Annotated in this window: 18 protein-coding genes; 8 read left to right on the top strand and 10 right to left on the bottom strand. The window is 75.1% G+C overall.

Going from position 1 to position 20,988, the window contains the following annotated elements; all coding sequences use genetic code 11:
* Positions 1 to 50: 50 nt before the first annotated feature.
* Entirely contained in the window at positions 51 to 1,079 is a 1,029-nt protein-coding gene (locus BIV28_RS01435) for an SDR family NAD(P)-dependent oxidoreductase (protein ID WP_083706940.1), read from the bottom strand.
* Between the two features lie 83 nt (positions 1,080 to 1,162).
* On the opposite strand from BIV28_RS01435, the gene BIV28_RS01430 reads away from it, so the two are divergent.
* Together BIV28_RS01430 and BIV28_RS01425 are read left to right on the top strand one after the other, a co-directional pair.
* Positions 1,163 to 2,347, top strand: a complete 1,185-nt coding sequence (locus tag BIV28_RS01430; RefSeq protein ID WP_076258662.1) for a zinc-dependent alcohol dehydrogenase — start codon at positions 1,163 to 1,165, stop codon at positions 2,345 to 2,347.
* Positions 2,344 to 2,958, top strand: coding sequence for a hypothetical protein (locus BIV28_RS01425; RefSeq protein ID WP_076258661.1), 615 nt, complete (start codon positions 2,344 to 2,346; stop codon positions 2,956 to 2,958). Before BIV28_RS01430 ends, BIV28_RS01425 begins: the two co-directional genes overlap by 4 nt.
* Here the strand turns inward: BIV28_RS01425 and BIV28_RS01420 are convergent.
* Genes BIV28_RS01420 through BIV28_RS01410 form a run of 3 tightly spaced genes read right to left on the bottom strand, consistent with a single transcriptional unit; the run spans position 2,943 to position 5,233 of the window.
* Positions 2,943 to 3,548: a flavodoxin family protein gene (locus tag BIV28_RS01420; protein WP_076258659.1), complete on the bottom strand. Its 606-nt coding sequence runs from the start codon at positions 3,546 to 3,548 to the stop codon at positions 2,943 to 2,945. The two genes, BIV28_RS01425 and BIV28_RS01420, sit on opposite strands and share 16 nt — an antisense overlap.
* 55 nt (positions 3,549 to 3,603) lie before the next feature.
* Positions 3,604 to 4,308 carry a UdgX family uracil-DNA binding protein gene (locus BIV28_RS01415; RefSeq protein WP_083706939.1) on the bottom strand — a complete coding sequence of 235 codons (705 nt, stop codon included), beginning with the start codon at positions 4,306 to 4,308 and terminating at the stop codon, positions 3,604 to 3,606.
* Between the two features lie 19 nt (positions 4,309 to 4,327).
* Entirely contained in the window at positions 4,328 to 5,233 is a 906-nt protein-coding gene (locus BIV28_RS01410) for an SDR family oxidoreductase (RefSeq protein WP_076258656.1), read from the bottom strand.
* Between the two features lie 211 nt (positions 5,234 to 5,444).
* On the opposite strand from BIV28_RS01410, the gene BIV28_RS01405 reads away from it, so the two are divergent.
* Positions 5,445 to 6,371, top strand: coding sequence for a sigma-70 family RNA polymerase sigma factor (locus BIV28_RS01405; RefSeq protein WP_083706938.1), 927 nt, complete (start codon positions 5,445 to 5,447; stop codon positions 6,369 to 6,371).
* Positions 6,372 to 6,479: 108 nt separating this feature from the next.
* Here the strand turns inward: BIV28_RS01405 and BIV28_RS01400 are convergent, their stop codons facing one another.
* The 3 genes from BIV28_RS01400 to BIV28_RS01390 form a co-directional block, all read right to left on the bottom strand.
* A complete protein-coding gene (locus tag BIV28_RS01400) occupies positions 6,480 to 7,304 on the bottom strand; it encodes a GAF and ANTAR domain-containing protein (RefSeq protein WP_076258655.1) in 825 nt (274 codons plus the stop codon).
* Positions 7,305 to 7,379: 75 nt separating this feature from the next.
* Entirely contained in the window at positions 7,380 to 7,913 is a 534-nt protein-coding gene (locus BIV28_RS01395; protein WP_076258653.1) for an ANTAR domain-containing protein, read from the bottom strand.
* On the bottom strand, positions 7,910 to 8,632 hold the full coding sequence (locus tag BIV28_RS01390) for an ANTAR domain-containing protein (protein ID WP_076258754.1): 723 nt from the start codon (positions 8,630 to 8,632) through the stop codon (positions 7,910 to 7,912). Before BIV28_RS01390 ends, BIV28_RS01395 begins: the two co-directional genes overlap by 4 nt.
* A gap of 424 nt (positions 8,633 to 9,056) precedes the next feature.
* Between BIV28_RS01390 and BIV28_RS01385 the strand changes: the two genes are divergently transcribed.
* The 4 genes from BIV28_RS01385 (at position 9,057) to BIV28_RS01370 (ending at position 13,556) form a co-directional block, all read left to right on the top strand.
* Positions 9,057 to 10,037 (top strand): helix-turn-helix transcriptional regulator, encoded by a 981-nt coding sequence (locus BIV28_RS01385; RefSeq protein ID WP_076258652.1) that lies wholly within the window; start codon positions 9,057 to 9,059, stop codon positions 10,035 to 10,037.
* A gap of 338 nt (positions 10,038 to 10,375) precedes the next feature.
* Positions 10,376 to 11,419: an acyl-CoA dehydrogenase gene (locus BIV28_RS01380; protein WP_076258650.1), complete on the top strand. Its 1,044-nt coding sequence runs from the start codon at positions 10,376 to 10,378 to the stop codon at positions 11,417 to 11,419.
* A complete protein-coding gene (locus BIV28_RS01375) occupies positions 11,416 to 12,795 on the top strand; it encodes a bifunctional PIG-L family deacetylase/class I SAM-dependent methyltransferase (protein ID WP_083706937.1) in 1,380 nt (459 codons plus the stop codon). Before BIV28_RS01380 ends, BIV28_RS01375 begins: the two co-directional genes overlap by 4 nt.
* Positions 12,792 to 13,556 carry a glycosyltransferase family 2 protein gene (locus BIV28_RS01370; protein ID WP_076258647.1) on the top strand — a complete coding sequence of 255 codons (765 nt, stop codon included), beginning with the start codon at positions 12,792 to 12,794 and terminating at the stop codon, positions 13,554 to 13,556. Before BIV28_RS01375 ends, BIV28_RS01370 begins: the two co-directional genes overlap by 4 nt.
* A 91-nt stretch (positions 13,557 to 13,647) precedes the next feature.
* Here BIV28_RS01370 and BIV28_RS01365 read toward each other — a convergent pair whose 3' ends face one another.
* From BIV28_RS01365 to BIV28_RS01355, 3 genes are all read right to left on the bottom strand, one after another.
* Entirely contained in the window at positions 13,648 to 14,412 is a 765-nt protein-coding gene (locus tag BIV28_RS01365; protein ID WP_083706936.1) for an alpha/beta hydrolase, read from the bottom strand.
* Complete coding sequence (locus BIV28_RS01360) at positions 14,409 to 15,755, bottom strand: YihY/virulence factor BrkB family protein (RefSeq protein ID WP_242652714.1); 1,347 nt, start codon at positions 15,753 to 15,755, stop codon at positions 14,409 to 14,411. The genes BIV28_RS01365 and BIV28_RS01360 overlap by 4 nt, the downstream gene beginning before the upstream one ends.
* A 181-nt stretch (positions 15,756 to 15,936) precedes the next feature.
* Positions 15,937 to 16,662: a GAF and ANTAR domain-containing protein gene (locus BIV28_RS01355; RefSeq protein ID WP_076258646.1), complete on the bottom strand. Its 726-nt coding sequence runs from the start codon at positions 16,660 to 16,662 to the stop codon at positions 15,937 to 15,939.
* Positions 16,663 to 17,073: 411 nt separating this feature from the next.
* Here BIV28_RS01355 and BIV28_RS01350 point away from each other — a divergent pair, with 411 nt between their 5' ends.
* Positions 17,074 to 20,988, top strand: a complete 3,915-nt coding sequence (locus tag BIV28_RS01350; RefSeq protein WP_076258644.1) for a Pls/PosA family non-ribosomal peptide synthetase — start codon at positions 17,074 to 17,076, stop codon at positions 20,986 to 20,988.

Here is a 20,988-nt window from a genome sequence, read left to right as displayed (position 1 = left end):
GGGGTCCCGGGTCACTCCCCCGGCTCACTCCCCCGGGTCACTCCCCCGGGTCACTCCCCCGGCGGCGGGGACTGGTTGGTCTGCGTCGCTGCGCGGTCCCCGGCCACGGTCAGGCGGTCCACGAGGGGCGAGGCCAGCCGACGGGCTGCCTCCAGACCTGCGACGGTGCGACGGCTGCCCCTCTCGGGCCGCTCCGGCAGCAACCGCCCGAGCAGCCCGAGCACCCGCGTGGTCGTCGCCGGCGCGAGGCCGCGCACGCGGATGCCGACCCAGGCGAGCGGCGTCAGCACCACCATCGGCTTGCCCGCCAGCACGCCGTCGACGATGCGCCGGGCCGCGCGCTCGGCGTCGACCGACAGCAGGGGAAGCGATGCGGCCGGCGCGAACCACGCGTACTCCGCGGGAGCGTCGCCGGCGAAGGTGGCGCGCTGGTGCGAGCCGGTGCGCATCAGCCCGGGGACCACGGTGGTGGCGGTGACGCCGGACCCGCTGAGGGCCGCGGCCAGGCCGTCGGAGAACCCTACGGCCCCGAACTTCGCCGTGGCGTAGGGCAGCAGGTGCGGCGGTGACACCATCCCGCCGATCGACGTGACGGTGCCGATGCGTCCGTGGCCACGACGCTGCATGTGCGGCAGCACCGACAGAGCGGCGTGGATCGGGCCCCATGTCATCGTCGCGATGGCGTCCTCGAAGTCGCCGAGGGCCATGGCTCGCGCCGGCCCGACCTGGATGGTGCCGGCCACGGTGAGGAGCACCTCGACGGGGCCGATCTCCCGCTCGACGTCGCCGACGAGGGCTCCGACGGCATCGGCGTCCCCGACGTCGCAGGCCCGCGCGTGCACCTCCCCCTCGGCCGCGAGCTGCTCCACGGCGGTGGCCAGCTCGCGCTCGTCGCGGGCCGCGACGACGACGCGGTGGCCGCGTCCCAGCAGCTCGCGCGCGAGGAGCAGGCCGAGCCCGCGGGACGCCCCGAGCACCAGTGCCACCGGTGCTCCGTCGCCGGACGCGCCCACCGGCGTGGGCGCAGGCCTCGGCGTGGGCGACCGGGTCGTCGTGGCAGTGCCTTCGGTGGTGTCCATGGGATCTCCTCTCGCGGCATCCGGTCGCCGTGCCCCGCTCCGGCCGACCGTTTCGTGCGCGACACGCCGGGTAGGTCCCGGGCATGAAGGCTGTCTGCTGGTGGGGCATGGAAGACGTCCGCGTCGCCGAGGTACCCGAACCGACCATCGAACACACGACGGACGCGATCGTGCGGGTCACCTCGACGGCGATCTGCGGCTCCGACCTGCACCTCTACGGGGTGCTCGCGCCGTACCTGCGCCAGGGCGACGTGCTCGGCCACGAGTTCATGGGCATCGTCGAGGAGGTCGGCTCCGGCGTTGGGACCCTCGAGCCCGGCGACCGCGTCGTCGTCCCGTTCAACATCTCCTGCGGCCGCTGCTGGATGTGCGCGCGGGGGCTCTTCGCGCAGTGCGAGACGACGCAGAACACCGAGCAGGGCAAGGGCGCGAGCCTCTTCGGCTACACGAGCCTCTACGGGTCGGTGCCGGGCGGCCAGGCCGAGTACGTGCGGGTGCCGCACGCCGACTTCGGGCCGGTCGAGGTGCGCCACGGCCTGCCCGACGAGCGCTACGTGTTCCTCTCCGACATCCTGCCCACGGCGTGGCAGGCCGTCGACCACGCCGGCGTCAACGGCAACGACACCCTCGCCGTGCTCGGCCTCGGGCCCGTGGGGCAGCTCGCCGTGCGCAGCGCCGTGCACCGGGGCGTCGGGCGCGTCATCGGCGTCGACCTCGTGGGCGACCGGCTCGACCTCGCCCGCTCCAGCGGCGCTGAGGTCGTCGACCTCTCCGGCGTCGACGACGTCGCGGACGCCCTGCGCGAGCTCACCGACGGGCGTGGGCCGGACGCCGTCATCGACGCGGTCGGCATGGAGGCCCACGGCAACCCGATCTCGGAGCAGGCGATCAAGGCGGCGGCACGGATGCCCAAGGCGATCGCGCGGGCCGCCATCGAGCACGGGGGCATCGACCGGCTCGCGGCCCTGCACACCGCCGTCGACGCCGTGCGCCGCGGCGGGACGCTGTCGGTCAGCGGCGTCTACGGCGGCTCGGCCGACCCGATGCCGATGATGGACCTCTTCGACAAGGGCCTGACGATCCGGATGGGCCAGTGCCACGTGCGGCGGTGGACCGACGAGCTGCTCGACATCGTTGACGCCGACGACGACGTGCTCGGGCTCGAGTCGTTCGCCACCCACCACGGCGCCCTCGAGGACGCTCCCGACCTCTACCGCACCTTCCGCGACAAGCACGACGGCTGCCTCAAGGTGGTGCTGCAGCCGTGAACCCTCCCGCGAGCCCCGAACCGCAGGCCGCCGCAACGTCGGCGACCGGCAACCCCAGCACCTCTGACCCCTCCGGCCCCTCGACCCGTGACCAGCTCGTCGTCTACCTCCGCGACCACGACGCCGCCCTCGCAGCCGGGGCCGCCCGGCTCGGCCTGACGGCCCGCAGCCACCTTCAGGCGTCAGCGCGGCAGGTCCTCGGCGGGATGGTGCACGAGGTGCGGGCCGACCGCGAGGCCCTGGGCCGGCTCATGTGCGCCCTCGGTGTCGAACCGAGCCGGGCCCGACGCGCGTCGACGCTCGTCGCGGAACGCCTGGGTCGGCTCAAGCCCAACGGCTCGTGGACGCAGCGGACGCCGCTCACCGACGTCGTCGAGGTCGAGGCCCTCGGCCTCGCAGCCCTCGGCTCGCAGCGCCTGTGGCAGATGCTGCTCGCCTGGCAGCAGCTGGAGGGACTGGGGCCGCTCACCGCCCGGCTCGAAGACCTCGACCTGAGGTCGCTCGTGGCCACCGCGAGCCGACGCGTCGACGCGCTCGAGCGGCTCCACGACGAGAGCGTCCGCGCACTCGTGCACGGGCGCGTGGACCTTGCCGGTCAGGACGGCGGGTAGGGAGCGTCGGCGAGCGCCCTCGCGAGGTGGGCCGCGTTGGCCGCCAGCGTCGTCGTCGTGCCCGCCACGGTCTCGGGCGTCGACCCGAGGTCCTTGTAGTCCGTGCCGTGCATGGCCTCGCCGTTCCAGTACGTCACGCCGCCGGCCGGGATCGTGAAGCCGACGTCGTTGAGCGACTGGAAGAGCACCGCGCTGATGTGGTGGGCGCCGTCCTCGTTGCCGACGACGACCCCGACGGCAACCTTGCCGTACGTGCGCAGGCGGCCCTGCTCGTCCTTCTCGGACAGCTCGGCGTCGAGCCGCTCGAGGACGCGCTGGCAGACGCTGCTGGGCTGGCCGAGCCAGGTCGGGGTGGCGAGCACGAGGATGTCGCTGGCCATGATCGTCTCGCGGATGCCCGGCCACTCGTCGCCGTCGCCCATGTCGAGCTCGACGCCGGGGCGCACGTCGTGGTCGACGACGCGCACGACCGACCCGGTGACGTCGTGGCGGGCCAGCTCGTCGAGGACCTGCTGGGCCAGCAGCTCGGTGCTCGACTCGGCCGGCGAGGCGCTGAGGGTGCAGTTGAGGGCGGTCGCGCGCAGCGGCATGGGGGCTCCTTCTCGTGACGGGTGGTCCCCGGCCCCCTACCCGTGGGCCGGTCCGTCAGTCCTCGGACAGGTCATCGAGCAGCTGCCGCGCCATGACGAGGTCGGCCACGAGGACGGACAGGTCCTCGTCGCGCCTGCGGGACCGGAGCACGGAGGAGGGGTGGGCGGTCGCCACCACGGCGGTCGGCGCCCACGCCGACGGGTGCTCGGCGGGCCACTCGAGCCGACGACCGCGCATGGCACCGACCCGGAAGGAGGTGCCGAACACCGCCTGGCCCGCCGTGGCGCCCAGGAGGACCACCACGGACGGGCGGACGGCGCCGAGCTCGGCCAGCAACCACGGCTCACAGGCGGCCACGTGCCAGCGCGACGGGCCCTCGTGGATGCGCCGCTTCCCCCGCTGCGTGTGGCGGAAGTGCTTGACGACGTTGGTGCGGAAGACGGCGCCCGGGTCGAACCCGGCGTCGGCCAGCGCCCAGTCGAGCAGCCGGCCGGCCGGGCCCACGAACGGTCGGCCGGCCAGGTCCTCCTGGTCACCGGGCTGCTCCCCGACCACCATGACGTGCGCGTCGGGCGGGCCCTCGCCCATGACCGCCTGGCACGACGCGAGGAACAGGTCGCACCCGCGGCAGTCGTTGACGGCGGCCCGCAGCTCGGCGACGGACGCCCTCGGCGGCACCCACTGCGCCGCGCCGGGAAAGTCCTCGGGCCGTGGGCGGTGGGGAGGGGCGGTGGCCGCTCCACGGCCCGAGGAGCTCATGGGCCCGCGGTGGCGGGCATCAGAACACCGCCCCGCCACCGGTGACGCCGAGCACGGTGCCCGACACGTAGCTCGCGTCGCTCGGGGAGGCGAGGAAGACGTACGCCGGCGCCACCTCCGCCGGCTGGCCGGCCCGGCCGAGTGGCGTCTGCGCGCCGAAGGTCTCGATCTTGTCCGCCTCGCGCGTGGCAGGCTGCAGCGGTGTCCAGATCGGGCCCGGTGCCACGGCGTTGACGCGGATTCCCTTGGGCCCCAATGACGCCGCGAGGTTTACGGTCAGGTTGTTCAGAGCGGCCTTCGTGGCGGCGTAGTCGAGCAGGCTCGGGGACGGGTCGTAGGCCTGGATCGAGGTGGTGTTGATGATGCACGACCCCGGACCGAGGTGCGGCAGCGCCGCCTGGCAGAGCCAGAGCACCGCCTCGAGGTTGGTGCCGAGGACCCGGTGGACGTTGTCGGGCTGGAGGCCCTCGAGGCCCTTGGCCCCCTTGTCCCAGTGGAACCCGGCGTTGTTGACGAGGATGTCGAGGCCGCCGAGCTCGCGCACCGTGTCGGCGACGACCTGCAGACAGGTCTGCCGCTGGGTCAGGTCGCCGGGCAGCAGGGCGCCGGTGCGACCTTCGCGGCGGATCCACTCCAGGGTGTCCTCGGCGTCGGACTGCTCGGGCTCGAGGTAGCTGATGGCCACGTCGGCGCCCTCGCGGGCGAAGGCGATCGCGACGGCTCGGCCGATCCCGGAGTCCCCTCCGGTGACGAGCGCCTTCATCCCGGTGAGGCGGCCGTGTCCCACGTAGGTGGTCTCACCGTGGTCCGGCACCGGCTGCATCCGGCTCGTCAGCCCTGGCGGCTCCTGCTGGGGCGGGAAACCCCCGCGCTCGTCGTCTCGCACCATGGCCGCTGCGCGCTCGCCGATCTCGGACGACGCCATGACTTCCTCCTGACCGCTCGCGGGCCCGGCGCCTCGCGCCGACGTGCTCCCGACCGGCAACTACCCGAGGCGGCGCCGCGCAAACGCCATCCGGGGCCCGAGGCTTCGCATTTCGGCTTTTCCCTCGGTCACCGCGGTGCGAGGGTCGAAGGAGATTCGAGCGGTCCAATCACGTGCCGACTCTTGTCGTACCAAACGACGGAGGACCGGCATGACCGTTTCCACCCGTACGTCCACCCCTGTCCGCACACCCGCCCGCACGGTCGAGACGCCCCGTGAAACACCCGGAGGGACCTCCGGAGGCGCCCTCGCGGACACCAACCGGCGGGACCGCACCGAGCTGCGGGCCGAGTCCGCACGCGTCCACGCGCAGCGCGACGCCCGTACCGATGCCCTCTTCGCCGAGCTGGCCGAGGCCGGTGGCGCCGACACCCCGGAGGGCCATCGCGTCGTCGACCAGATCTTCGCGCTGCACGCCGACCTCTGCGACGGCCTCGCCCGCCGCTACTGCAACCGCGGCATCGAGCGCGACGACCTGCTCCAGGTCGCCCGCCTGGCCCTGCTCAAGGCGATCCGCCGCTACCGCCCGCGGGTCGGTGCCTCCTTCGCCGGCTACGCCGTGCCCACGGTCTCTGGCGAGCTCAAGCGCCACTTCCGCGACCACGGCTGGGTCGTGCGCCCGTCCCGCCGGGTGCAGGAGCTGCGCCTCGCCCTGCGCCAGAAACGTGAGGTGGTCACCCACGAGCTGGGCCGCACCCCGACCCGAGACGAGCTCGCGGACGCGCTCGGCGTCGACACGGTCTCCATGGGCGAGGCCGAGGGTTCGGACTCGAGCTTCCGGCCGCTGTCCATCGACCTGCCGACCACGACGGGCGAGCAGAACCACGTGGCCGACGCCGTGTGCGAGGACGACCCCGACCTCGAGCGGCTCTGCGACCACGTCGACCTCGGCCGCGCCCTGGCGTCCCTGTCCCCGCGGACCCGCCGGGTGCTGCACCTGCGCTTCGTCGAGGACCGGACCCAGCGCGAGATCGCCGCCGAGCTCGGCGCCACCCAGATGCAGGTGTCCCGGCTGCTCGGGCGCACCTTCCAGCAGCTGCGCGACGAGCTCGGGGAGCCCGAACCGCTCGCCGGCTGAGCGCCGAGCCCCCTGCACGTGTCCCCGGGGCCGGGGGACTTCCGGGCCCCGGGGACACCCTCGGGGCCCGGCCCGGCCGATCGCCCGGCGGGTCGCTCAGCAGATCGCTCAGCGGCCGCCGGGCGGCCCGGAACGGCGTCGGACGGGCACCCCGCGCTCGAAAGACGCGTCGGAGCCGGACCCGTCGCCGGACGCGCCGTCAGCCCCGTCGGCGGACGCGAGCACCGCGTTCGCGACCTCACCGATGCGTCGACGACTGCTGCGTGCCGTGGACCGCAGCAGTTCGAACGCGTCGGGCTGCGTCAGGCCGCCGCGCGCCATGAGGAAGCCGACGGCGCGCTCGATGGGGGCGCGGTACTCGAGGGCGTAGGTCAGCTGGGCGGCCAGGGCCCCGGCCCGCTCGGCCGCGACGGCGGCTCCCATCAGCTGCTCGGCGACCTCGGCGAACCGAACCAGGGCCGCGGCGACGTCCTCGCCCCACACCGTCTCCTCGGTCCGATACACGTTGAGGGTGCCGACCGGAGCGCCGCCGAGGTTGATCGGCACTCCGAGAACCGCACGGATCTCGCTGTCGGACAAGGCTCGCGCCAACCGCACCCACCGTCGGTCGACGGCGAGGTCCGGGACGGTCACGGGTCCACCCCGCACGAACGCGTCGATGCACGGGCCCTCGGAGGTCTGCAGCTGCGCCTGCTCGAGGCGACGACCGACGTCGTCGGTGGCCACGACGTAGCGCAGCTCGCCCGACTCGTCGGCGAGCATGATGCCCGTCCCGTCCACGCGGAAGAGGTCGTCGCACGCCACCGCGATGCTGCGCAGGGAGGGCTCGAGCAGGGCCTGGCCGTCGCTGTCGGCCACCGCGGCCAGACGGGTCGCGAGCGCCGAAGGGTCGACGGTCGGGCTGGGACGGCCGGACTCGGCCTGGGACGTCATCGGAGCCTCGCTCACGGATCGGGTACGTGTCGACGCTACCCGCGCCCTCGGCTTGTCAGACAGCCTCGAACGCCCTCACTCCGGCTCCTCCGAGGCGGGGAGCACGCCGGTCCGGATGACGTCCTCGGCGATGTCCCGCAGCTTGCGGTTGCGGTTCTGGCTCGCGCGCACGAGCAGGTCGAAGGCGTCGTCCTGGGTCACGTGGTGCAGGCCCATGAGCACCCCGACTGCGGCGCTGATCGAGCGGTTCGTCTCGAGCGCGACGCGCAGGTTGTCCCGCTCGAGGCGGAGGGCCACCGCCCGGTGCGCGAGGAGCAGCACCTCCGGCACCGGGCCGCCCTCGCCGCCGAGGAGCCGCACGACGTCGTCGAGCTCGGCCGTGGGGACACGGTCCGCGGGGGCCTCGTCCTCGCTGCCGCCGGGCTCGTCGACGAGGGCGTCGACGAGGCGCTGGAGGGCATCGAGTGCCTCCGGCCGCAGCACCGGCCCGGCGACACGGGGCGCGGGAGGGCCGGGGTGACCGTCGAGCAGGCCGCCGGCCGCTGTCGCCGGGGCGGCCGACCGGGGCTGCAGCAGGACCTCGGGGTCCTCGGGGTTCTCGGGGCTCACGTGCGCTCCTCTCCCGGCAACAGGCCTGTGCCGAGCAGGTGCTCGGCGACGTCCGCGACCTTGCGCCGGCTGTTGCGCGCGGTCGAGCGAAGCAGGTTGAACGCGTCGGGCTGCGACATCCCGTCGCGGCCCATGAGGAAGCCGACGCTGCGCTCGATCGGGGCGCGGTAGTCGAGGGCGTAGGACAGCTGGCTCGCCACCTCGCCCGCGCGGTCGGCCGCAATCGCCGCCGACATCATCGTCTCGGCGACCTCGGCGAACTTCTCGAGCGCGGGCTGCTGGGCGTCGGCCCACGCCCCGGCACGCGCGCGGTAGAGGTTGAGGCTGCCCACGCAGACCCCCGCGAGGTGCACGGGGACGCCGAGCACCGCGGCGACCCCGAGCCCCTCGAGCCGGCGTCCGAGGTCGGGCCAGCGGGAGTCCGTCACGACGTCAGGTGTCTCCACCGCGAGGTCGTGGGTGAAGGTGTCGATGCAGGGGCCCTGGCCGGTCTCGACCTGTGCCTGCTCGAGGAGGGTGCCGGGGCCGTCGGAGGCCGCCGTGTAGTGCAGGTCGCCGTGCTCGTCGGTCAGCATCAGGCCGCTGCCGTCGACGTCGAAGAGCTGGTCGCAGGCCTCGATGACCCGCTGGAGCGAGGGGCGCAGGGCGCTCGGGTCGCCGCGCTCGTCGAGGCGGCGCAGGCTGGCGGCCAGGGCCGCGGGGTTGAGCCCGTCGGTCACCGCGAACCCACCCGTCGCACGCGGGCGCTCGGCCGGGGGTCCACCCCACGGCGGGGCTGCGACGGGCACCGACGGCACGCAGGCATGTGACTCTCCGATCCTGGGCACCACGGGGCACGTGGTGCAGGACCGCGGACACAAGGCGGTCGGGCAACTCGAATGGGGCGCAGGGAGGTGCGCCCGGCTCGAACCTAAACGATGCCCGACGAACGAGGCAAACGGGTGCCCCGCCCTGTCGCCCCCAGCGAGTCCCGAGCGGACGCCCGAACGGATGCCCGAGCAGATCCGCGAGGCACGAAAGGCGCCCGAAGGCTCGGGAGGGGGTACTTTCGAGGTGACGGCGTGGGGTCAGACCGCGGCTCGCCCGTCCCCTCGACCTCGAGGGACACCGACGGCCGTCAGGCCGCACGCGAACGGACGTGCCATGGACTCCGTGGTCTTCGACAGCACCGATCTCGGTCGGATCGAGGCGTTCCTCAGCGACGCCTACGCACCGATGCGGATCGGGAGCACGACGCCCGACCCGCACGCCCACGTCGACCGGGTCGAGGGGCCGGACGCCCTCAGCATCGACCACCTCGACGTCGGTTTCACCATGCGCTACGACGTGCTCCCGCTCGGTCGGATCAGCCTGTGCAGCGTCCACGAGGGCGCCATCGCCGGCCATCGGGTGGGGGGCGGCCGCCGGAGTCGGTCCTTCGGGGCGGGCGAGGTGTTCACCCTGGCCCCGCCGGACCGGCCGTACGCCGGGACCGTGGACCGCGCCCGCTACAGCGTCACGATGTTCGACCCCCAGCTGCTCACCGAGCTGGCCCCGGGCCGGGACGATGACCTGTCGCCCGTCCGGCTGCTCGACCACCGTCCGCTGACGGCCCGACGCGGCCGCGCGCTGAGCGAGGCGATCGAGGACGCCGCACGTGCCCTGGCCCACCCGGCGACCGCCGAGCACGCCCTGTCACGCCAGGCGGTGTCGCACGCCGTCGCCACCGCCGTGCTCCACGCCTTCCCCACGACGGCGGACATCAGCCCGACCGTCGCCGACCGCGAGGACGCGGCGTCCTCGACAGCCCTGTCGCGGGCCCTCGACCACATCGAGGCCCACGCGGCCGACCCCCTCACGCTCGCCGAGCTGGCCGACGCGGCCGGGGTGACGCCGCGGGCGCTGCAGCAGGCGTTCCGGCGCCACCTCGAGACGACCCCGTCGGAGTACCTGCGCCGGGTCCGCCTCGACCGTGCTCGTCGCGACCTCTCCCTCGGGCAGCGCGACGACGGGACGACCGTGACCGACGTCGCGATGAGGTGGGGCTTCTACCACCAGGGTCGGTTCGCCGCCGCGTACCGGCGCCGGTTCGGCGAGGCCCCTCACGAGACCCTCCAGGACGACCGCCGCCGGGTGCGAGGCTAACCTCTCGGACCCGCCACCCACAGCCGAACCCGACCGTGCGACAACGACCCTGAATCGGACGGGCCCGCGCGGGGTAAGCGCACCACGGCGGCGTCGTCCTGGTTCAGAAGCGCAGTCGGGGCGGCGTCGTCCTGGCGCGCGCTCTCGGACCACCTGCCTGTGCGGTGCGTCAGCGCGCCGCCCGCGGGGTACGGGGTGCTCGACCGCAGGGGGCCGGCCCCTCGCACCGACGATGGAGGACGCCCGTGGCCCCGAGCGCGCCGGCGACGTACGCCCCGGGAGGGCACCGCGTGACGCGACCGGGCACCCCACGCCCCGAAGGGTCCTCGGGCCCGGCCGTGTTCACGCCCGCGGTCCACGGATCGTCACTCGGCGGCCGGGCATCGCACCTGCGGCAGCAGGCCCTCGAGCGAGCCGGTGACCCCGCAGCGGGTCTCGAGCTGGGATCCCTTGCACCCGAATCGTTCCCGCTGCCGGGCGCAGGCGCGACCGCGACCCTCTGGGCGGCCCTCGCGAACGTCGCGGCCGGTGACCTCACCGTGGCACGCGCCCTCGAACCCCACCTCGACGCCCGCGCGATCCTGGCGGAGGCGATTGCCGCCGGGTACGACGTGCCGGTCGTGGCGGACGGCCAGACGTGGGGCGTCTTCGCGGCCGAGGGACCGGGCACGCGGCTGACGGCCCACCCGATCGGCGGGATCACGCACCTCGTCGGCACCAAGCCGTGGTGCTCGCTCGCCGGCACCCTGAGCCACGCGCTGGTCACGGCCTGGTGCGACGACGAGCGCCGACGCCTCTACGCGGTCGACCTGCGCACCGGCGCCACGCGCGTCGAGCCCGTGCCGTGGGTCGCCCGCGGACTCGCGGCCGTGCCGAGCGGGCCGGTCGCCTTCGACGACGCCGAGGCCGTGCCCGTGGGCGAACCCGGCTGGTACCTCGAGCGGCCCGGCTTCGCCTGGGGCGGCATCGGCGTGGCCGCCGTGTGGTTCGGCGGCGCGTGCGCCGTGGCGGGGAGGCTGCTCGACCAGTGCCGGCGGCGGGCGCCCGACCAGGTCGCCCTCATGCACCTCGGCGCCGTCGACGCGGCGCTGCACGTCGCGTCGACCACCTTGGCCGACGCGGCCCGGGCCGTCGACGCCGGCGACGCGCTCGGTGCGGACGGGGCCCGGCTGGCCCTGCGGGTGCGACGCGTCGTCGCCGGCGCCGTCGAGGAGGTCCTCGAGCGCGTCGACCACGCACTCGGTCCCGGCCCGCTCGCGCTGGAGGAGGAGCACGCGGCCCGGGTCGCCGACCTGCGTCTGTACGTCCGGCAGGAACATGCCGAGCGCGACGCCGCCGCCCTCGGGCGCAGCGTGCTCGATGCGGCAGAGGGGGCCCCGTGAGTGCCGAGGCAGTGCCGTTCCGGCACGACGAGACCGGTACCGACGAGGAGCACTGGCTGGCCTGCCCGGAGTGGGAGGGCCTGCCCGGCCTCGACGTGCCGGCCCACGACGCGCTCGTCGTCGTCGCCGCGCACCCCGACGACGAGACCCTCGGCGCGGGCGGCCTCCTCCGCCTGGCGGCGGCAGCGGGCCTGCCGGTGACCGTGGTCCTGCTGTCGAACGGCGAGGCGTCCCACCCCGACTCGCCGACGTGGACGCCCGAGGCGCTGGCCGCGCAACGCGAGGCCGAGACCCGCGCCGCGGTCGGGATGCTCGCCGCCCGCGCGCGGCTCGTGGTGTGCGGCCTGCCCGACGGGCGTCTCGGGGAGCACGTGGACACGATCGTCGCCGCCGTCGTCGACGCGATCGGGGCGACCGGGTCGCGCACGCTCGTCGTCGCGCCGTGGCGCGGGGACGGCCATCCCGGCCACGAGGCCGCCGGGCGCGCGGCGAGCATCGCGGCCCGCCGGACCGATGCCCGAGCGGTCGAGTACCCGGTCTGGCTGTGGCACTGGGGAACCCGGGCCTCGGTGCCGTGGCGCGAGGCCATGGTGCTGCCGCTCGACGCCGTGACCCACCGCTCGAAGTCGCAGGCCCTCGCCCTCCACCGCACCCAGATGGCTCCGCTGTCGGACGAGCCGGGCGACGAGCAGCTGCTGTCGCCGGAGTTCGTCGGGCACTTCCTGCGCCGCCACGAGACGTTCCTCGCCGAGCCGGCCGAGCCCGATGTCGCGCTCGACGAGCTGCACCGCTCCGACGCCGACCCGTGGCGCACCGACACCGACTGGTACGAGCAGCGCAAGCGTGCGACGACGCTCGCAGCGCTGCCGCGTCGACGGTTCGTCCGGGCGCTCGAGGTCGGCTGCTCGGCGGGAGCCCTCGCCGCCGACCTGGCCACGCGGTGCGACGCCGTCCTCGCCGTCGACTCGAGCGCGGCGGCCGTCGAGCACGCCCGCGCACGGCTGCACCACCTCGACCACGTCGAGGTGCGCCGTGCCGACGCCGTCGACGACCACCCCGAGGGCCCGTTCGACCTCGTCGTCGTGTCGGAGGTCGGCTACTTCCTGAGCCCCGAGCGACTGCGCGAGCTGCGCCGACGCGTCGAGGAGGGCCTGACCGACGACGGCGTCGTGCTGCTGTGCCACTGGCGCCACGAGGTCGTCGGCTGGCCACTCGACGGCCCGTCCGTGCACGACCTCTGGCGGGCCGCCACCGGGCTCGACGTGCTCGTCGAGCACGTCGAGCCGGACTTCCTCCTCACCGTCCTCGGGCCGAGGAGCACCCACCCCACCGGGGCCGCGCACGGCACCCACGACCCCGAAGGGGGCCGCTCATGACGCGGACCACCGACCCTGCCGTGCGCCCCGGGGCGCTGACCCACGTCGCCGTCGTCGTTCCGGCGCGTGACGAGGAGCGCCTGCTCGGTGCCTGCCTGTCCGCGGTCGAGCGCGCGAGCCGCGTGCTCGCGGACCTGCGACCTGACGTCGGGGTCGTGGCCGTCGTGGCACTCGACGCGTGCACCGACCGGTCGGCGAGGGTGGCTGCGGCCCACCCGACCGTCCACGTGGTCGAGACGAGCGGGGGTGTGGGCCGCGCCCGCGCCGCCGGCGTCGAGGCCGCCGTGCGCCTCATCGGCTGCCGCGACGCCGCCGCCGGCGACCGCGTCTGGGTCGCGGGCACCGACGCCGACAGCCGGGTCCCCGAGGAGTGGCTGGCGGTGCACGTGGCGATGGCCGAGGCCGGGGCCGACGCCGTGGTCGGCCTCGTCGAGCCCGACGACGACCTCGAACCGGCCGCGCTCGCCCGGTGGGTGCGCGCCCACGACCGCGCCGACGGCCACCGCCACGTGCACGGGGCCAACCTCGGGGTGCGGCTCTCGACGTACCGCGCCGCGGGCGGGTTCCGCTCGCTGCTCGCCCACGAGGACGTCGCGCTCGTCGACGCCGTGCGGCGCGTGGGCGGACGCGTCGAGGCGACCGCGTCCGGACGCGTCGTCACGTCGTCGCGCCTGACCGGCCGTGCCCCGGAAGGCTTCTCGCACTACCTGCGCGACCTCGCACGAGCCGTGCAGCCGCAGCCGGCTGTCGACATCGGCTGATCTCCGGGACCCGCTCGCCCCGGCCGGTGCCGCCGGGTGCGGGTCGGCGCCACGGTGGAGGTGCCGCCTCGGGCCTGCACGTCGTGGGGCCTCAGACCTCGACGAAGGACTCGCCGGCCAGCACGCGCGCGACGACGGCCGCGGAGCCACTCCCCTCGCCACGCCCCTCGCCGCTCTCCTCGTGTCGCCCGCGGCCGCGCGCGCCCGCGCCCCCGAGGGTCGCGGCCACGAAACCTGCTGCGAGGCCGTCGAAGACGGCGTGCCGTCGCAGCATGGAGTGCCGGCCCCCGCGGACCGCGACGTAGCCGACGAGCGCCCGCGCGGACAGGGCACGGGCCATCCGGAAGGCCTGCTCCGGGCTCGCGACCCGGTCCTCGTCACCGTGCACCACGAGCACCGACGCGCCACCGAGGTCACGTCCCGGCGCCGGCACGTCCGTGGCCCGGACCCACGGCGCCAGCGCCACCGCACCGTGCACGTCGGGGTGCCCGAGCGACAGGATCGCTGCGCGACCGCCGAGCGAGTGCCCGACGAGGCACACCGGGACCCGGCCGTGCCGCGCGCGCAGCATGTCGAGCGCCCAGGCGACGTCCTGGACCGGCGTGTGCCGGGTGTCCCAGCCGCGGTAGCTGTTGAGGAGCCGGTGCACCGCGACGTCGGGAGCCGCGTGGGCGATGCGCGCGGCGGTCGGCACGAGGCGCAGCACCGACAGCTGCGCCGGGCTGACCCGCAGGGCGCCGGGCCGGCTGCCGCCGCCGTGCAGGAGCAGGGCCACGCCGCGGGGGTCGGGCGGGACCCGGGTGTCGACGAGCCGCGACCCGTGGCCGTCCCGGACCTCGGGCGTCCCGGTCGTCACCCCGGGCCCTCCCGGTACCGGACGGCGCGCTCGGCCTCGGCCCGCTCGTCGTCGTCCATGGCGCGGGTGTCGCGGGGCTCGGCGAAGGGCTCGACGTGCTCGGGCAGCCCTCCGGCGATGGCACGGCTGCGGTCCAGCTCGGCGTTGACCTCGGCCCCGAGCAGGAGGGCGATGTTCGTCAGCCACAGCCACACGAGGAACACGACGACCCCGGCGAGCGAGCCGTACGTCTTGTCGTACGACGCGAACCAGGTGACGTAGAGCGCGAACAAGGCCGAGACGACGAGCCAGGCGACCACGGCGATGACGCCCCCGGGGCTCACCCAGCGCACGCCGCCCTGGCGGGCGTTGGGGCTGGCCCAGAAGAGCACGGCGAGCAGCACCGACAGCAGGACGAGCAGCACCGGCCACTTGGCGATGCTCCACACGAGCACCGCGGTGTCACCCGCTCCGACGAGGTCACCGATCTGCTTGGCCACCGGTCCGGAGACGACGACGATGACGGCCGCCAGGACGAGCACGACGACGGCCAGCACGGTCACGCCGATGCGGATCGGCGCGGTCTTCCAGATCGGCCGGCCCTCCGGGACGTCGTACACGACGTTCGAGGCGCGCATGAACGCGGAGACGTAGCCGGACGCCGACCAGAGGGCCACGAGGATGCCGACCACGGCGCCGATGCCGGCGCCGGTCCGGTTCGACTGCGCCTGGTGCACGAGCTGCGCGACGAGCTGGGCGCTCGATCCCGGGGCGAGCGACTGGGTCTGCTGCACGACGCGGTCGGCGACGTCGGGACCGGCCAGGCCCATGGCGGCGACGAGCACGACGAGCGCCGGGGCCAGCGCGAGGAGCCCGTAGTAGGTCAGGGCGGCGGCCAGGTCGGTGAGCCGGTCGCGACGGAACTCGCGACGGGCGCGCGCGACGACGGCCCGGAACGACTCCTTGGGCAGGTCGCTCGGCGCCTCGGGCTCCGGGCGCCCTGCGACGGGTGCGGTGTCGGTGTCGTTGGTTGCCATGCCCGACGCGTACCCGACGCCGGCCCGTCCCAGCGCCTGCCGGGCACCACGTTTCGCCGGGGACCGTGCCGACGGCGACCCGTCCGTCACGCGCCCGCCGGACCCGCCGCCCCGGCGCACCAGGGGCCGGGTCAGGCGGTGCGACGACCCGATCGCCTGCCAGCCGAAGAGGTCCTTCGGACCGAGACGGTCGTGGTCGGCACGGTCCTCCCAGCGTCCCCGCACGCCGACGACGCTCCCGTCGCGGACGGCGAGGTCGAACGCGTCGCCGTTGGAGTGCAGCGTCGACGCCGTGCGCACCCACCGCTCGACGTGCGCTCGCCCCACACGTCCTCGATGCGGTCGTGGGTTGGCATGGCCGTCCTCCTCGCAGGCGGGGCCGTCGGCGCGCGGCAGGGTGGAGGGTCGGTGACCCGTCGTCGCCCCGCCCCCACCCACGCCGGACCGCCCGGATCGGTCGAGGGCCGCGACGGGCGTCACCCTGCGCCCGGGTCGGGGGAAGGCCCCGCTAGCCGACGAGCGGTTCTAGCCCGGGCACGGTGCCGGTCTCGAGGAGCTCGGCCGCGACGTCGGCGACCTTGCGGTTGTTGTTCTGGCTCAGGCGCGCCAGCACCGCGAACGCCCCGTCGGCGGTGAGCCGGTAGCGCTCGACGAGGATGCCCACGGCCGCCCCGATCGTGCGGCTGCGGGCCAGGGCCGCCTCGAGGTTGTCGGCGCGGTCGTCGGCGAGGGAGGCCTCGATGGCGATGACCGCGTGCTGCGCCAGCAGGTGGGCCCGCTCGACGGCGGCCTCGTCGAACTGCTTCGGGCACCGGGCGTAGCACGTCATGACGCCGACGGTGGCGCCGGCGAGCCGGAGTCCGTGCGAGACCACCGAGCGCACCCCGGTGCGCGCGACCATCTGGGCGGCGTACTCCGGGAAGCGTCCGTCCTCGGCGAGGTCGTGCACGACGACCACGTCTCCGGAGTCGAAGGCCGCGATTCCGGGGCTCGCGCCGCACCCTCCCGCGATCTGCGCGATGACGTCTGCCAGCCCGGGGTCGTTGGACGCCGACAGCCGCGCCGGGCGCCACGTCAGGTGGTCGGTGACGGCGACCGCGGCCCAGTCGCAGGGCACGACCTCGACGGCCCGGTGCACCACCGCCTCCACCGTCGGGAGCACCCCATGGGTCTCCGCGAGGTCACGCGCCACCCGCGCGAACTCGCTGGCCGACGCGTCAGCAGAGGTGCTCACGTGCACATCGTCCCGCACCGCAGGGCACCACGTCACCGGACGCATCCCTCGATTTTCCGGGGCCGGTCGACCCTGCCGGCGGGCCGTCCCGCGGCCCGACGACCGTTGCCCGCGCACGGGCCCCTGACGCGGCGTGTCCTGAGGCGAGTCGGGCGTTCCCGTCGACCAGCGGTCGTTCGTCGTGGCCGCTCGGCCCCCTGCTCTCTTCGCCGGTTTCCGCGGTCGGGAGGGGCGCAAGAGGGTGCGGGAGGCGCCGGCGCTCGGGGGTCGACGACGCCTCCCTACCCCCTGAATCCGCCGAAGGGCCCTCCGCGTTACAGCCCCCTTCGAACGAGGTCGTCGAACCACCCCTGCCGTTCACCTCGGGGCTCTAGCGTCGGAGGTGACGCAACCCCGACAGGAGGTTGGCTGGTGACCGACCGGCTGCGCGCGGCCTCACGCGCCCCCGAACCGCGCACGCTCGTCGACGTGCTGGCGGCCACGACGGCAGCCCACCCCGACGCGCCCGCGGTCGACGACACGGTCACCGTGCTGACCTACGCCGAGCTCACCGAGGCGTCCCTGGCGCTGGCCGCCGACCTGGGCCGCGCCGGCGTGCGCCCGGGCGACCGCGTCGGCGTGCGCGCGCCGTCGGGCACGGTCGACCTCTACGTGGCGGTGCTCGGCATCCTTCACGCCGGGGCCGCGTACGTCCCCGTCGACGCGGACGACCCGCAGGAGCGTGCCGACCTCGTGTTCGGCGAGGCCGCCGTGACGGCGGTCGTCGGGCCGCGACGCCGGATCCGCCCCGTGGGCCGGGCGGCCCCGGCCGCCAAGGGCCCCAGGCAGCCCAGGCACACCGGGCCGGCCCCGACGCGCCCCGCACGCGTCACGGTCACGACCGAGCACGACGCGTGGGTCATCTTCACCTCCGGCTCCACGGGGGTGCCCAAGGGCGTGGCCGTGTCGCACCGGTCGGCTGCGGCCTTCGTCGACGCCGAGGCGCGGATCTTCCTGCAGGACAATCCCATCGGGCCGGGGGACCGGGTGCTGGCCGGCCTGTCGGTCGCCTTCGACGCGTCGTGCGAGGAGATGTGGCTCGCCTGGCGGTACGGGGCCTGCCTCGTGCCCGCGCCGCGCTCGCTGGTGCGCACCGGGCAGGACCTCGGGCCGTGGCTCGTCGCGCAGGACATCACCATCGTCTCGACCGTGCCGACGCTCGCGGCGCTGTGGCCCGCGGAGGCGCTCGAGCCGGTGCGTCTGCTCATCTTCGGCGGCGAGGCGTGCCCGGCCGAGCTCGCGGCGCGGCTCGCGACACCCGACCGTGAGGTGTGGAACACCTACGGCCCCACCGAGGCGACCGTCGTGGCCTGCGCGGCCCGCCTAGACGGCGTCGGGCCGGTGCGCATCGGGCTGCCGCTCGAGGGTTGGGACCTCGCCGTCGTCGGGCCCGACGACCAGCCGGTCGTCGAGGGCGGGACCGGCCAGCTCATCATCGGCGGGGTCGGGCTGGCCCGCTACCTCGACCCGGCCAAGGACGCCGAGAAGTACGCGCCGATGCCGACCCTCGGCTGGGAGCGCGCCTACCGCTCGGGCGACCTCGTCGTCAACGACGCCGAGGGCCTCGTGTTCGTCGGCCGTGCCGACGAGCAGGTCAAGCTCGGCGGCCGGCGCATCGAGCTCGGCGAGGTCGATGCCGCCCTCCAGGGGCTGCCCCACGTGACCGCCGCGGCCGCCGCCGTGAAGACCACACCGGTCGGCAGCCAGGTGCTCGTCGGCTACCTCGTGCCGGCGTCGGAGCACCTCGACCTCGACGCCGCCCGCGAGCGCCTGCGCGAGGAGCTGCCCGCCGCGCTCGTGCCCGTCCTCGCCACCGTGGAGTCGATCCCGACGCGCACGTCGGGCAAGGTCGACCGGGCCGCGCTGCCGTGGCCGCTGGCCGGTGCCGGGTCGGACGCCGACGCGTCGGGCCTCGAGGGAACCGCGGCGTGGGTCGCCGGGCACTGGTCCGACGTGCTCGGCACGTCGGTCGGCTCGCCGCAGGCCGACTTCTTCGCCCTCGGCGGGGGCAGCCTGTCCTCGGCGCGCCTCGTGTCGCTGCTCCGCGAGCGCTACCCCACCGTCACGGTCGCCGACGTCCACGCCCACCCGCGGCTCGGCGCCCAGGTCGAGCTGCTCGAGTCGTTCGCGCCGGTCGCGGCCGAGGTCGGCGCGCCCGAGCGCGTCGTGCGCCGCATCCCCCGGCGCACCCAGCTGCTCCAGACGCTCGTCTCGGTCGTGCTGCTGACGATCAAGGGCCTGCAGTGGCTCGTCGGCCTCGGCATCGCCACCGAGCTGCTGCGCGCGGCGGGGATCGCCACGTGGCCGCGGGCGGTGTCGTGGTGGGTGCTCGGTGTCGGTCTCGTCGCCTTCGTGACGCCCGTCGGGCGGATGGGGATCACCGCCCTCGCGTGCCGGCTGCTGCTGCGCGGGCTGAAGCCGGGCTCCTACACGCGCGGCGGGTCGGTGCAGATGCGCCTCTGGGCGGCGGAGCGGTTCGCCGACGCCATGGGTGCGGTGACGATGGCCGGCGCGCCGTGGATCGTGCACTACGCCCGGCTGCTCGGCGCGACGGTCGGCCCCGGCGTCGACCTGCACACGGTGCCGCCGGTGACGGGGCTGCTCACCATCGGCGCCGGCGCGAGCATCGAGCCCGAGGTCGACCTGTCGGGCTACTGGATGGACGGCGACGTCGTGCACGTCGGCACCGTCCACGTCGGGCGCGAGGCCGTCGTCGGGGCCCGCAGCACCATCGGCCCGGACGTCCACATCGGCCGCGGCGCGATCGTCGAGCCCGGCTCGACGGTGCTCACGTCGGTCCCCGCCGGACGCGTCGTCGCCGGCTCGCCCGCCCGACGCGTCCACGACCCCGCGGCCCTCGGCCACCCGGCCGAGCGACCGCCCCGGCGCCCGGCGTGGGTGGCGGTCTACGGCGCCTCGGGCGCGCTGCTGTCGCTGCTGCCGTTCGTCGCCCTCATTCCTGCCCTGCTCGTGCTCGCCCGCGCCCTGCGGGGCTCGACCGGTGTCGGCGACGCCGCGCTCACCGTCCTCGCGTGGACGCCGGTCGTCACCGTCATCGGCCTGGTCGGGCTGGCGACGCTGACCGTCGTGCTCGTGCGGCTGCTCGCGCTCGGGCTCAGCGAGGGCTTCCACCCGGTGCGCAGCCGGGTCGGCTGGCAGGTGTGGCTCACCGAGCGCCTGCTCGACCAGGCCCGCACCCTGCTCTTCCCGCTCTACGCCAGCCTCTTCACCCCGGTGTGGCTGCGGCTGCTCGGGGCCCGCGTCGGCAGCGACGTCGAGGCCTCCACCGTGCTGCTGCTGCCGTCGATGACGACGGTCGCGAGCGGTGCCTTCCTCGCCGACGACACGATGGTCGGCAGCTACGAGCTGGCGCACGGCTGGGTGCACATCGCACCCGTCAAGATCGGCAAGCGGGCCTTCCTCGGCAACAGCGGCATGACCGCCCCCGGCCGGCGCGTGCCGAAGTTCGGGCTCGTCGCGGTCCTGTCCGCGGCGCCGCCGAAGTCCAAGGCCGGCTCGAGCTGGCTCGGCAGCCCGCCGGTCCGGCTGCGGCGGCCCCCGCAGGGCAGCGACGACGAGCGGACGTTCCGGCCACCGCTGCGGCTCAAGGTGTTCCGCGGCCTCGTCGAGCTGTGCCGCGTGGTGCCGGTCATCGTGACCGTCGCCCTCGCGTTCGGCGTCCTGCTCGCCGTCGAGGCCGTCGCGCTGCGCTGGGGCTGGGTCGTGGCGGCCCTGCTCGGCGGGGTCGTCCTCGCGGCCACCGGCGCCGTGGCCGCCGCCGTCACGACGCTGGCCAAGTGGGTCGTCGTCGGGCGCATCCGGGCCGTCGAGCACCCCCTGTGGAGCTCGTTCGTGTGGCGCAACGAGGTGGTCGACGCGTTCGTCGAGATGGTCGCCGGGCCGTGGTTCGCCTGGACCGCCACCGGCACGCCCGCGATCAACGTCTGGCTGCGCACGCTCGGCGCCCGGATCGGGCACGGCGTGTGGTGCGAAACGTACTGGCTGCCCGAGGCCGACCTCGTCAGCCTCGGCGACGGCGCCACGGTCAACCGGGGCTGCGTGCTGCAGACCCACCTGTTCCATGATCGGATCATGAGCATGGACAGCGTCACCCTCGACGAGGGCGCCACCCTCGGACCGCACGGGGTCATCCTGCCGGCGGCCTCGATCGCCCGCACCGCCACCGTCGGGCCCGGCTCGCTCGTGCTCCGCGGTGAGAGCGTGCCCGCCGGCAGCCGGTGGACGGGCAACCCGATCGCCCCCTGGCGCGAGAAGCCGGGCGCCTGA

It is taken from the genome of Intrasporangium flavum (genome assembly GCF_001956915.1).
Classification (GTDB): Bacteria; Actinomycetota; Actinomycetes; order Actinomycetales; family Dermatophilaceae; genus Monashia; species Monashia flava.
This window is presented reverse-complemented; position numbering and strand designations above follow the sequence as displayed.